Source organism: Longirhabdus pacifica, from assembly GCF_004115085.1.
Classification (GTDB): Bacteria; Bacillota; Bacilli; order Paenibacillales; family DSM-105158; genus Longirhabdus; species Longirhabdus pacifica.
The window spans coordinates 1-13,259 of record NZ_QXJP01000037.1 but is presented as its reverse complement, the minus strand read 5'-3'; the positions used below and the strand labels follow the sequence as shown (position 1 = coordinate 13,259).

At 35.7% G+C, this 13,259-nt stretch carries 9 protein-coding genes; 1 reads left to right on the top strand and 8 read right to left on the bottom strand.

The window, feature by feature from the left end; all coding sequences use genetic code 11:
* Positions 1 to 264: 264 nt before the first annotated feature.
* The 6 genes from asnS to D1Z92_RS16785 all read right to left on the bottom strand — a co-directional run bounded on the left by asnS (position 265) and on the right by D1Z92_RS16785 (position 10,949).
* Positions 265 to 1,554 carry an asparagine--tRNA ligase gene (gene asnS / locus D1Z92_RS16810; RefSeq protein WP_128896844.1) on the bottom strand — a complete coding sequence of 430 codons (1,290 nt, stop codon included), beginning with the start codon at positions 1,552 to 1,554 and terminating at the stop codon, positions 265 to 267.
* Positions 1,555 to 1,878: 324 nt separating this feature from the next.
* Positions 1,879 to 2,418, bottom strand: a complete 540-nt coding sequence (locus tag D1Z92_RS16805) for a hypothetical protein (protein WP_128896843.1) — start codon at positions 2,416 to 2,418, stop codon at positions 1,879 to 1,881.
* A gap of 293 nt (positions 2,419 to 2,711) precedes the next feature.
* A complete protein-coding gene (locus D1Z92_RS16800) occupies positions 2,712 to 4,595 on the bottom strand; it encodes a Kelch repeat-containing protein (protein ID WP_164931689.1) in 1,884 nt (627 codons plus the stop codon).
* Positions 4,596 to 4,887: 292 nt separating this feature from the next.
* The gene (locus D1Z92_RS16795) at positions 4,888 to 6,786 is read right to left on the bottom strand and encodes a Kelch repeat-containing protein (RefSeq protein WP_164931688.1); all 1,899 of its coding nucleotides are present in this window, start codon (positions 6,784 to 6,786) and stop codon (positions 4,888 to 4,890) included.
* A 99-nt stretch (positions 6,787 to 6,885) separates the two neighbouring features.
* Positions 6,886 to 8,787: a fibronectin type III domain-containing protein gene (locus D1Z92_RS16790; RefSeq protein WP_164931687.1), complete on the bottom strand. Its 1,902-nt coding sequence runs from the start codon at positions 8,785 to 8,787 to the stop codon at positions 6,886 to 6,888.
* A gap of 260 nt (positions 8,788 to 9,047) precedes the next feature.
* Positions 9,048 to 10,949: a kelch repeat-containing protein gene (locus D1Z92_RS16785; RefSeq protein ID WP_128896839.1), complete on the bottom strand. Its 1,902-nt coding sequence runs from the start codon at positions 10,947 to 10,949 to the stop codon at positions 9,048 to 9,050.
* A gap of 463 nt (positions 10,950 to 11,412) precedes the next feature.
* Between D1Z92_RS16785 and D1Z92_RS16780 the strand changes: the two genes are divergently transcribed.
* Positions 11,413 to 11,790 (top strand): PH domain-containing protein, encoded by a 378-nt coding sequence (locus D1Z92_RS16780; protein ID WP_128896838.1) that lies wholly within the window; start codon positions 11,413 to 11,415, stop codon positions 11,788 to 11,790.
* A 308-nt stretch (positions 11,791 to 12,098) separates the two neighbouring features.
* On the opposite strand, the gene D1Z92_RS16775 is transcribed toward D1Z92_RS16780, so the two are convergent.
* Positions 12,099 to 12,701 carry an FMN-binding negative transcriptional regulator gene (locus D1Z92_RS16775; RefSeq protein WP_128896837.1) on the bottom strand — a complete coding sequence of 201 codons (603 nt, stop codon included), beginning with the start codon at positions 12,699 to 12,701 and terminating at the stop codon, positions 12,099 to 12,101.
* A gap of 461 nt (positions 12,702 to 13,162) precedes the next feature.
* The gene (locus tag D1Z92_RS17910; protein ID WP_370741244.1) at positions 13,163 to 13,255 is read right to left on the bottom strand and encodes an IS3 family transposase; all 93 of its coding nucleotides are present in this window, start codon (positions 13,253 to 13,255) and stop codon (positions 13,163 to 13,165) included.
* Positions 13,256 to 13,259 lie beyond the last annotated feature (4 nt).

The following is a 13,259-nucleotide window of genomic DNA, read 5'->3' as shown; positions in this document are numbered from 1 at the left end:
TTGTGGTTGTATTCAGTCCTACACTGTTGGAACAAAATCCATTCTCTACTCTGTTACATTCATCTGACATTGCTTGAACCACCATTCTGAATATATTTTTATCAACATAATATATTCAAACGTACACACAAATGATATTCACCTATGACAATTTATACAAGGCATGTTAAGCATCAAAAAATAGGGTGGTAACAGCGTATTTCACCTGCTGTACCACCCTATTTCTTTTGTAGCAACCTATTCTTTTGTTTACCATGTAACGTACTATGGATAAAGACGGTTAAGCAAACGTGGGAATGGGATGGATTCCCTAACATGTTCCGTTCCCGTAATCCAAGCTACTGTTCTTTCCAATCCAAGCCCAAATCCAGAATGAGGCACCGTGCCATATTTACGTAAATCCATGTACCACTGATAAGATTCATCTGTAAGATCATGTTCTTTATAACGTTCAACCATCAATTCCGGATCATCAATTCTCTGACTTCCCCCGATAATTTCTCCATAACCTTCTGGAGCAATTAAGTCCGCACACAACACTACTTCAGGACGGTTCGGATCTGGTTTCATATAAAAAGCTTTTATTTCCGCAGGATAATGCGTAATAAAGACAGGTTTATCATAATGCTCTGCAATAGCCGTCTCATGCGGAGCACCAAAGTCTTCTCCCCACTCAATTTCATGACCATTTTCTTGTAAAAAGGCAATCGCTTCGTCATATGTAATACGTGGGAATGGTGCTGTAATATTTTCTAATTTACTAATATCTCTACCCAGTGTCTTTAGCTCTAATGGGCAGTTTTTTATTACAGATTGAACGACATGCGCTACGAATTGTTCCTGCACCTCAAGATTTTGTTCATGATCCATAAACGCCATCTCTGGTTCTATCATCCAAAACTCAATTAAGTGACGACGAGTCTTAGACTTTTCAGCTCTAAAGGTTGGTCCAAAAGAATACACTTTACCAAGCGCCATCGCAGCAGCTTCCATATACAACTGACCGGTTTGAGAAAGATACGCATCGTTGTCAAAATATTTAGTGTGAAATAAATCTGTCGTTCCTTCCGCAGCGGAAGAAGTTAGAATAGGTGCATCCACTTTCACAAATTCATTTTCATGGAAAAACTCATGCATCGCGCGAATCACTTCATGACGAACTTTCATAATGGCATGTTGTCTTTTCGAACGAAGCCATAAATGACGATGATCCATTAAAAATTCAGTACCATGCTCTTTCGGTGTAATTGGGTATTCTTCTGTAATTTGTATCGGCTCTACACCTGTAACAGTCAATTCATATCCGCTAGGAGCACGCTCTTCTTCACGTACAATGCCAGTAACGTAAAGGGAGCTTTCTTGCGTGAGCTCTTTACCGTTATTCCAAGTCTCTTCACTGACTTCGCTCTTCACAACTACCCCTTGAACAAAGCCTGTCCCATCTCTTAATTGAAGAAACTGTATTTTTCCACTGGATCGCTTTTGGAATAACCACGCTCCAAATGTAACTTCTTGACCTACATATTGACCTAGTTTTGAAATTGTAATGTTCAACGAAAATAACCTCCAAATTGTTCATTCTAATGATATAAAACACCGTTTATTCCATGATGCCATATCGTATGAGACAGTATATGGCTTGAAAAAAGGTGAGTATACTTTTCTAATTTTCTTTACACGTTAGACCTAAAAATGTATTACTTTTTTTACATCTTATATATTATACTACTTCCTTGTGTCCCTTGTGGAGCCTTTTGAATTAAATCATACATAATTTCTTGAAAGTCATCCTTCATATGGAGGAATCTATTGTTTATTTTGTGTAAAAACAAATAAAAAGTCCCCCATTCTACAATGAGGAACTTAGGACAAAATTTTTTAGTTAACATCATTGCTTCTATTTTCTAATGCGTCTTGTACAAGGTTCAGTTTTTCTTCCATGTTCTCTATATTGTCATGATTCACTTCACCCATGATGTTAGTCACAATATCCAGTTGTTCTATCATATTAGATAATTGTTGTTTATCCAACTCGGAGGGACTTTTAACCTGCTCATTCAAAAAGATATTTGTAAATGCAGCTTCCGTCTTGTAATCAGATATAAATGCAATGCTCTCACCTAAGTCTGAGTTAAACTTTTCATATAATATAGCAGAAAGAATGAATTGAGAATCCATTGCTTGATGTAAACTCCTTAGGGCGAGATAAAAATCACGCTGATGGTAACTTTCCAAATATGCTTTTACATGTTCACTTGTTGCATTTACATCTTCAAAAAAACTAATAGCAGTGTAAGTTAATTGATTATTTGTAGAAATATGTCTTCTCTCTTTTGCATTAAAAGAATACATAAGTAAAGTCATACTACCTATAGTAAATAAAAGTAACGTAATTAATAGCGCTTTTTTATATCTCATCTAAGATGACACCACCTACATTCTCTTGTTTTCATTAAAAGATATTAAAAGACTGTACAAGAATACAAAAAAATGAAATGAAAGTCAAATCACACATTGTTTATTACGTTTTTTTCTACTTGCAACACACCAAAGTAATGCTGAGTACACATGTAAAAGAGACAAGATAAAACCATCTTGTCTCTTTTCAAACTGATGCAGTAGATGTAAAAAAAAACAACTTCACTCTTGCATACTATTTTTTACTTTTTTTGTAACTATAAAGGCTGGGCTGGGCTGCACTTCATTTTCTATTATTCAGCAATGATAGAAAACACATTTCCATCTAATTTAAAATTATTATTTTCGTCATAACCAACTAAGAAGTAATGATACATTTCTCCACTTACTGTTTCGTTCTCATCGATAAGGGATGTTTCCGTCGTAATTGGGAAAGCAATGTTTTCACCGCTTCTACTGGTGCGACGTAAAGAATAGTAAGTCGCATTATCATCCTCATATTCCCAAGACAATTTAATTTCTCCATCTACTTGTTCTACTGTAAGTGGAATTCTTGGTCCAGGAAGGAACTTCCAACCCAATGTTTTCACTCCTACTTGTTTAGAGTCAGGACTAAGTCCGCTATTATTTACTGCTTTTACTTTATAATAATAGTTTCTATCATTCACTAAACCTTCATGTACAAAGTAGTTTTCTTTTATACTACTTCCTACTTCCACCCACTTGTCTCCGTCATAAGTATATACGGTATAAGATAGATCTTCTCCTTTGTCAATAGAGTCCCAAGTTAAATACGTCATATTTCCTCCTGGATCGACTTCTACTTTGATCGGAGCATTCGGAGTAGAATCTATCGTGTTGGAATAATCACCTTGTCCATAGCTATTTTTTGCTGATACCACATAATACAGTGGAGTATACAAATCTTCTGCTGGTATATCATATTGGTATGTTGTGCCATATACATTTTCCGCTATGCTAGTAAATGGACCTTCTGGTGAATAAGAACGGTATACATCATATGTCACTGCATCAAGTACAGGATACCATTCTAATGCAATGCTACCATCTCTTATTACTTTTTCAAAGTTTCTCGGTGCTGCTGGAAGTTTATATTGGAAAGAATAACGTTGCACAAAATGCTTATTTATTACATATACTTGACCATCAATGGCTACTATATCGGTTTCATCTACAATAAGCCCATTCTGAGACATAGCACCTGGCAAGCTTTCTAGATTAAACCAATATTGTTGTTCGGGATCATACAACTCTGCTGAATGTTCAGGTGACCTAGCGTCTGCAATAAATAGTCTTCCATCCACTTCTACAGTTTCTGCTTCATAGCGACCAGTCAACATGCTCATCTCAGGTACTTCTTCCCATTCATCATTTACTATGTTGTATCTTTGCACAGTTTGATGATATATAGGAGGAATAATTTTACCGTGACGATATTCTCCTGGAGTCAAACCTCCAACTGCATAGATGTCACCATCAAATACAGTAAGGCCCACACGTCCTATTTTAGAATCAGTAGACTGCTTTTTTGTCCACACATCACTCTGAGGATCATATTCATAGAAAAATTTAGTTCGATGTGTATTCAACAAATAAATTTTATCATTAAATGTAACAGCTTTTGCATTAAAACTTGCTTCTGGTATTGGTGTTCCACTTCTCCATGTATCTGTCTCCACATTATAGATCTCAACCGTTGGCTGGGCAGTTGAAGAACCACCACCAAAAGTGTAAATCTCATCATTATATGCAACGGCAGCGAGTGCTTTTCTTTGGGATGGCATTGGGCTAGCAGTAGACCAAGTATTTGTTTTTGGATCATACACCTCATGGACAGCTAAAGCATTACCTACTGTACCCTTTGCTCCCCCGATTATATGAATTTTTCCATCTACTACTGCAGTTCCAAAATCATGTCGTGTTGTAGGCATAGATGCCATTTCTGCCCATGCGCTTTCAAGCTCTTCATCACTCTCTGCTTCCAATTGCGCTACGTTCATTTCTGCCACATCATTTACTTCAAAGATTGATGTCTCTTCTACTACCTGCTCAGCGCTCACCGTTTCTGCTGCAAGCTGTTCTGCATTGACTTGCATCACAGGCGTCACCAACAGTGCTGCGGTCAAAGCAATTTGAAGTATTTTTTTTCCTGACATTAAAAATCCCACCTTCTGTATTCTCATTTTGGATGCTCTCATAAGTTATATCGGAAGATAAAGAATACGATTATATCCCTCTAGAGGGCTAGTTTGCAGGAGTAATTATCATATAATATATCTACTTATGGGGCTTACGAAATAGAAAATGGAGATTAAAAAATGGGTTTATAGACCCAAAAAAACTATTTAATAGAATATACAAATTAAAATAAATATTTCCCATTATTTTCAACATAAAAAAGAGACAAGATGAAACCATCTTATCTCTTTCTATCCTTTTCATTTTCTATTATTCAGCAATGATAGAAAACACATTTCCATCTAATTTAAAATTATTATTTTCGTCATAACCAACTAAGAAGTAATGATACATTTCTCCACTTACTGTTTCGTTCTCATCGATAAGGGATGTTTCCGTCGTAATTGGGAAAGCAATGTTTTCACCGCTTCTACTGGTGCGACGTAAAGAATAGTAAGTCGCATTATCATCCTCATATTCCCAAGACAATTTAATTTCTCCATCTACTTGTTCTACTGTAAGTGGAATTCTTGGTCCAGGAAGGAACTTCCAACCCAATGTTTTCACTCCTACTTGTTTAGAGTCAGGACTAAGTCCGCTATTATTTACTGCTTTTACTTTATAATAATAGTTTCTATCATTCACTAAACCTTCATGTACAAAGTAGTTTTCTTTTATACTACTTCCTACTTCCACCCACTTGTCTCCGTCATAAGTATATACGGTATAAGATAGATCTTCTCCTTTGTCAATAGAGTCCCAAGTTAAATACGTCATATTTCCTCCTGGATCGACTTCTACTTTGATCGGAGCATTCGGAGTAGAATCTATCGTGTTGGAATAATCACCTTGTCCATAGCTATTTTTTGCTGATACCACATAATACAGTGGAGTATACAAATCTTCTGCTGGTATATCATATTGGTATGTTGTGCCATATACATTTTCCGCTATGCTAGTAAATGGACCTTCTGGTGAATAAGAACGGTATACATCATATGTCACTGCATCGAGTACAGGATGCCATGTTAATTCAATATCATTTGCTCCTAATACTTTTTCAAAATTTCTTGGTGCTGCTGGAAGTTTATATTGGAAAGAATAGCGTTGCGAAAATTGTTTATTCATCACATAGACTTGGCCATCCACCGCTACAATATCAGTATGATCTACAATAAGCCCATTCTGAGAAGCAGCACCTGGCATGCTTTCTAGATTAAACCAATATTGTTGTTCGGGATCATACAACTCTGCAGAATGCTCAGGAGATCTAGTGTCTGCAAGAAATAGTCTTCCATCCACTTCCACAGTTTCTGCTTCATAGCGACCAGTCAACATGCTCATCTCAGGTACTTCTTCCCACTCATCATTTACTATGTTGTATCTTTGAACAGTTTGATGATAAACCGGTGGAATCAATTTTCCGTGTACGTATTTCCCAGGAGTCAGACCTCCAACTGCATAGATGTCACCATCAAATACAGTAAGTCCTACGCGCCCTATTGCAGCATCAGTAGATTGTTTTTTTGTCCACACATCACTCTGAGGATCATATTCATAGAAAAATTTTGTTCGATGTGTATGAAGCACATAAATTTTATCATTCAATACAACCGCTTTTCCGTTATAACTTTCTTCGGGGATAGGTGTTCCATTTCTCCATGTATTTGTTTCTGGATTGTAAATTTCAACTTTCTTAACCGCATTCCCTTTACCACCACCAATGGTATAAATTTCTTCATTATATGCAACGGTAGCAAAAGCTTTTCTAGGTGAGTTCATCGGGGCAGCTGTTGTCCAACTATTTGTTTTTGGATCATATACCTCCACAACTCCCACTGCATTCGTTAACTCTTGTTTTGCTCCACCAATGATATAAACCTTTCCATCTACTACAGCCGTTCCAAACCCATGTCTTGGTGTAGGCATAGGTTCCATTGCCTGCCAAGCGCTTTCTAGCCCTTCATCATTATCTTGAGCTTGTTGTTCTACCATTTGTTGTGATTGTTCTACGCTCATTTGTTTCACATTTTCTACTTGAAGTACTTGTTTTTCTACTTGTTCAGTGCCTACCGCTTCTACTGCAAATTGCTCCGCATTCACTTGCATGACAGGCGTTACTAATAACGCTGCAATTAAAGCAAATGGAAGTGTTTTTTTCCCTAACATTAAAAATCCCATCCTCTATGTTCTTATTTATAGTTTTTCATTACTTTTAACCAGAAGTATATGAAAGTATATATCTCCCTTGAGCACTATGTTTATTTATCACTCTTCAACGATAGAATGGACAGTCGAATCGACTTTGAAATTACCATTTTCATCAGCACCAATTAAAAAATAATTGTATACTTTACCACTTTCTCTTTCGTAATCATCGAAATAGAATGAGTCCGTGGTTATAGGGAAAGTAACAAGCTCTTCTCCACTACCACGAGCTAAAGAGTAATAAAGTATACTTCCATTCTCATACTCCCAAGAGACTTTAACTTGACCATCTACTTGTTCAATTGAAAGTGGTATCCTTGGAATTGGAAGTATTCTCTTGTATATTGTTCTCGTTTCTACTTCTTCTGAGCTAGGACTAACTCCACTACTATTAACCGCGTGCACTTTATAACGATACGTTCTATAATTTATTAACTCTTCATGCACAAAGTAATTTTCTGCAGTACTTCCAATTTCCTCCCATTCCCCTAAGAAATAATGATATATGCTATACTCTATTCCCTCTCTATCATCAGCAGCGTCCCAAGTAATAAGAGTAAGATCGCCTCCTGGCTCCACATCTACATTAATCGGAGTATTGGGTGTGTAATCTATGACATCTGAATATTCGCTTTCTGCAAAACTATTCTCTGACGTAACGACATAATAAAGCGGAAGATGCAAATCTTCATCTGGTATGTGATATCTGTAAGATGGTCCATATACATTTTCAGCTACACTTGTGTATGGTCCTTCTGGTGAATATGAACGATATACGTTGTATACCTCTGCACCATATACAGGGTTCCATTCTAATGCAATATCATTTGCCAATAATATTTTTTTAAAGTTTCTTGGAGCTCCAGGGGTTTTATAATCAAAAGTGTATCGATTTGTAAAAAATCTATTGATTACATACACTTCACCATCTACTAGGACAATATTCGTATTATCTACAATAAGCGCGTCACCTTGCGGTTCAGCCTCTGGCAACCTTTCTAAATTATACCAATGTTGTTCTTCTGGAACATATATTTCTGTAGAGTTTTCTGGAGCCCTAACGTCAACAAGAAATAAGTTTCCATCGACTTCTACCGCCTCTACTTCATAACGACCAGTCAACATTTTCATTTCAGTTACGTCTTCCCACTGATCATTTTCCATATCATATTTCAACACGGTATCATGATATATGGGTGAAGTAATATTACCGTTACTGTATCCTCCGGGAGTCAGACCTCCAAGCGCATGGATTTCATTATTAAAAACAGTAAGACCAACACGTCCTGTAAGGCGAGTCGTAGGTGGTAATTGTTTGGGTGTCCAAACATCTGTTATTGGATCGTATTCAAAGAAAAAGTTTCTTAGAGGTATATCCAAGATATAAATTTTTTCATCTACTACAGCAACTTTCGGGCTATAAACGCTGTGAGGCATGGAGGCTGCATTTCTCCATTCATCTTTTTTCACATTATAAATTTGAACAGTACTAGTAGCCTGTGCTCCTCCCCCGCCAAACACGTAAATCTCTCCATTGATTTCTGCAACTCCTGAAGCTTTTTTTGGTATTAACATCTGTGTTACCGTTGACCACGTATCTGTTTTTGTATCGTACACTTCAACAACACCTGTTGCAGGACCTAATTCGTACGTGGACCCACCAATCGTATAAATTTTACCATCTACAGTAGCCGTACCAAAACCATAGCGTGGTGTAGGCATTGGTGTACCAGACTGCCATGCACTTTCTAGTTCTTCACCACTACTTTCTTCTACCAACTCTACCAACTGCTGTACATTCATTTCTTCTTTCACATCTTCTAGTTGTAATTCTTGCTGTTCTTCTGTTACCTGTCCAACATTTATCAGTTCTGCTGCAAGTTGCTCTGCATTCACTTGCATGACAGGCGATACCAATAGCGATACAGTTAAAGCATATTGAAGTATTTTTCTCGCTGACATTAAAAATCCCACCCTCTGTGTTTTCATTTTGGATGCATATTTACTTTTATTGAATAATACACGAAAGTATATATCCCCCTTGAGCACTATGTTTCAAAGCGTAACGATCATATCGTGGTACTACTGAGAAAGAATAAAACGCTGGATTTAAAAACTTAATAAATCTATTTAATAGGAATTTTGTACTAAAAAGTGATCCATCCGATTTTACATATGAAAGAGATAAGATGACTCATCTTATCTCCCTTCAACTTTGTTTATTATTCTACAAAAATAGAGTAAACTTTCGTATCCAATTTGAATAAACCATTGTCGTCATGACCAATTAAGAAGTAGTTATAAATTTCGCCACTTTCTTTCTCATTGTCATCGATGATAAACGATTCTTTCGTGACAGGGAAATCAATGATATCTTCATCATTAAAACTACTAAATCGGCGTAAGGAGTAGTTAAGTTCAGCATCACCAGGGTAATACCATGAAATTTCAACTTTATCATCTACTTCTTTCACTGTAAGTGGAATTCTTGGACCAGGGAAAATTTCCCAACCAAGTGTTCTCACTCCTACATAGTCAGTCATAGGACTAGATCCACTACTGTTTACCGCTTGCACTTTATAATAATAACTTCTTTCATTTGTTAAATTTTCGTGTAAAAAGTAATTTTCTTCAATTCCCGTCCCGATTTCAATCCACTCTTCATCAAAACGACTATAGATGTTATACGTTATACCTTCTCTTTGATCCACGGACTCCCAGCTAATAAGAGCAAGATCTTCCCCGGTTTCCGCACTAAGATTGATCGGCATGTTCGGCACATAATCTATAGCATTGGAATGCTTGCTTTCGCCATACTCATTTTCTGCTGTAACGACATAATAAAGTGGCGTATACAAGTCTTCATTTGGTATGGAATAGCTGTACACTGTACTATATACACTTTCAGCTATACTTGTAAATGGACCATCTGGTGAATCAGAACGATATATACTATATGTCTCAGCACCCATTACAGGATTCCAATTTAACGTAATATCATCTATGCCTAATACTTTTTCAAAGTTTCTTGGAGCACCTGGGATTTTATAATCGAAGGTATAATGTTTTGTAAAATTTTTATTTATTACATAGACTTGACCGTCTACATTTACAATATCGGTATGATCTACAATACTTTCCGTTCTTCCTAATGGCTCTGCTTCTGGTAAAGTCTCTACAGTAAACCATTGCTGTTGCTCTGGATCGTATAGTTCTGCTGAATGATCAGGAGCCTTGGCATCGACAAGCAAGAGTTTCCCATCCACTTCTACAGTATCTACATCATATCGACCCTTCAACATTTTCATTTCAGGCACTACTTCCCACTTATCTTCTTCCATGTTGTATTTTTTCACTGTTCGATGATAAATAGGTGGGATATGTGTCACAATCGGTTTGTTGTGCGTATAGCTTCCAGAGGTCAGACCTCCGATAGCATAGATCTCGTCATTAAATAAAAAAAGACTGACGCGCCCTATTGTCCAATTATATGCAGATTTTTTGCTGGTCCAAACATCAGTTTGTGGGTCATACTCATAAAAAAAGTGATTTCTTCTTTGTGCATTAAGTAAATAAAGTTTATCATTTAATGTTACAACTTTTGAATTATAACTTGCTTTAGGCATCGGTGCTGCGCTTCTCCATGTATCTGTGGCAACATTATAAATTTCAACCGTTTGAACCGCTTGGGTTCCACCACCACCAAAAGTATAAATTTCTCCATTCAATTCAGCGATAGCAAAGTTTTTTCTTGGTGTCATCATAGGGGCAGCTGTTGTCCAGCTATCCGTTGATGGATCATATACTTGGACATCCCCTTTTGCTTTACCTAAATATCCTTTAGTGCCACCAATTACATAGACCTTCCCATCTACTACAGCAGTTCCGAATCCGTGTCTTGGTAAAGGCATTGCCTTCATGGTCTGCCATGCACTTTCTAGTTCTTCACCAATTTGTTGTTCACTTTCTAGTTCCATATGAGTACTTTCTTCCACGCTCATCTCTTCCAGTGCTTGCTCCCCGCTCACGGCTTCGGCTGCTAGTTGTTCCGCGTTGACTTGCATTACAGGTGTTATCAACAAGGCTGCTGTTAAGGTCATTTGAAGTACTTTTTTTCTTGACATCAAAAATCCCACCTTATGTAATTTAAATTTTGAATTCTTGGTTTATATCGGATAAAAAATCATATGATTTTATCCCACTAAAGAACTAAATTGTTATAAGTAGTAATTAATAACAATATTAAGTGTTATATTTATTACTTTTTATTAGAAAAACAAAAATTATATTTAAAGGGTAATATTGTTTTATTATCTGAGTTACATATCGCATTACCTACATCATGTTATATAGGAAAAGGGAGAGTAAACGAATATGAAATAATGTTTCATTCTAATGTATACACAGGCACAAAACAGAGACACAAATACGGTAAAACTTCCAATTTACAATGATTGATTTAGAAATTATGCTGTTTGCATGCAGACTTCATCTTTTTGTATTTTTTTATCTACAAAAATAATAAATAGTGGTAACCTAAACATATGTATAAAGGAAATCATTTTAATTTGGAAAAGAGGTTTTACAATGGGCATTTTAAGTGGCTTACTAGGAAATGCAACAGAAGTGGAGTTAAGTGATGTAGAGAAACAATTAGAAAATATATTGATTGAAGGAGAAAAAGTAGAGAAAGCTTACAAACTTATTCGTGATATGTTTGTTTTTACTGAAAAAAGACTGATTCTCATCGATAAGCAAGGGGTAACAGGAAAAAAAATCGAGTATCATTCTATTCCTTACAGTAGCATTTCTCATTTTAGTGTAGAAACGGCAGGAAGCTTTGATCTTGATTCTGAAATGAATATTTGGATTTCTAGTCATGATGTGCCGCTAAAAAAACAATTCAAAAAAGATAGCAATATATTTAATGTACAGAAAGCGCTCGCATATTATATTTTAAAGTAAAATTGAAAGTAAAGGTGATTTACGTCTTAGGTAATAAGATATACAAGCGCAAAAACAGGTTGAATTTAACTTCAACCTGTCCATTTATAATGCAATATAAATAAAATTATGAAGCTGAGATACTCCATGGTTGATGCAAAACAACTACACTTGCCTTTATTTGTTCTCATTCTTTTGTAGTAATTTGAAGTAGCGATAAAAGAAAGTACAAGATAAGTCACTGGGCACAGCATGCATCTACCAATATGAAGTTGATATATATAAAATGAAGAAATGATGTAATACAAGTTTACGCCTTTATAACTCTTTTACATACTATGACGCATATACTGGGCAATCTTTTGCTCATCTACACGAGGAGATTTTTCTAATTGATCAATAACGAGATTTCTTCGTTCCTTGGAATGATTTTGACTCAATTTCGCTTTTCCTTCCCAGTTTATAATTTTAATCTTCAATCCTACAATGCCTTTCCTCATGCCTTCTAAATATTTTTCATCCACATCATGCAATGCATATGAGCTATTTTCCCCTTCATATTTGTTGACTACATCATTCAATGAAGTAATTAGTTCTTCATCATTCATCATTTCTACTACTCCATATACATGCACGGTAACATAATTCCAAGTCGGTACAGCTAACTTTGTTTCATACCAAGAGGAAGAAATATAACAATGAGGACCTTGAAATACTATGAGAACATTCTGATTATCAATATCTTTCCATTGTGGATTAGGAGCAGCCATATGCGTATATAGATATTCATGCTTGTCATCTATCATAAAAGGTAAATGAGTGGCAAAAGGTTCACCTATATGCTGAGAGAATAAAGTAGCAAATCCATTTTCTTCAACTATCTCTTGCATCATTTTTTGATCTTTAATTTTAAAATATGGTGGGATGTACATGACCACACACTCCTTTAAGTTATGTCATTTTCAAAACGTAAATCAAATTATAATCAATAGATTGGTATATGATAAGTGCCAATTTAACAATATTTTTGTATACCATTTATACCGTTTAATTAGAAAAGACATTGAACTAAGAATGTGACATGCACCAGAGCGGTACTACAACCCGACATAGAATGCTTAAAATACGTGGAAGTGGTCAAAGTAAAAAACCATATCTTTAGTAAATATGGTTTATAAACTGATTGTTGCAGGATTTAATTAGAAAATTCAATTTATTTATAAGATGCTAATGATATAATACAATAAATTACACTATTTATGTCATTTGCATAATAACAATATACCATGCAAACAAGTTATTATAGGGTAGGTACAATATAGGAGTGATAATGATGAAAAACAAAAAAATAATTTTATTTTGTTTAAGTGCAATCTGGATTGTCAACAGAAAGCTAGACAACTTTTTTAAGGTCAGCTAGTTTATATTGAACAGGGCTCATGTAGCCCAATGTTCCATGAATTCGAATATGATTATACCAGTGCACATAG

Excerpts from the sequence above, each read along its gene's own strand:
- D1Z92_RS16790 (WP_164931687.1), bottom strand. The coding sequence starts at position 8,787 with ATGTCAGCGAGAAAAATACTTCAATATGCTTTAACTGTATCGCTATTG.
- D1Z92_RS16805 (WP_128896843.1), bottom strand. The coding sequence starts at position 2,418 with ATGAGATATAAAAAAGCGCTATTAATTACGTTACTTTTATTTACTATA.
- D1Z92_RS16780 (WP_128896838.1), top strand. The coding sequence starts at position 11,413 with ATGGGCATTTTAAGTGGCTTACTAGGAAATGCAACAGAAGTGGAGTTA.
- D1Z92_RS16785 (WP_128896839.1), bottom strand. The coding sequence starts at position 10,949 with ATGTCAAGAAAAAAAGTACTTCAAATGACCTTAACAGCAGCCTTGTTG.
- D1Z92_RS16795 (WP_164931688.1), bottom strand. The coding sequence starts at position 6,786 with ATGTTAGGGAAAAAAACACTTCCATTTGCTTTAATTGCAGCGTTATTA.
- D1Z92_RS16775 (WP_128896837.1), bottom strand. The coding sequence starts at position 12,701 with ATGTACATCCCACCATATTTTAAAATTAAAGATCAAAAAATGATGCAA.
- D1Z92_RS16800 (WP_164931689.1), bottom strand. The coding sequence starts at position 4,595 with ATGTCAGGAAAAAAAATACTTCAAATTGCTTTGACCGCAGCACTGTTG.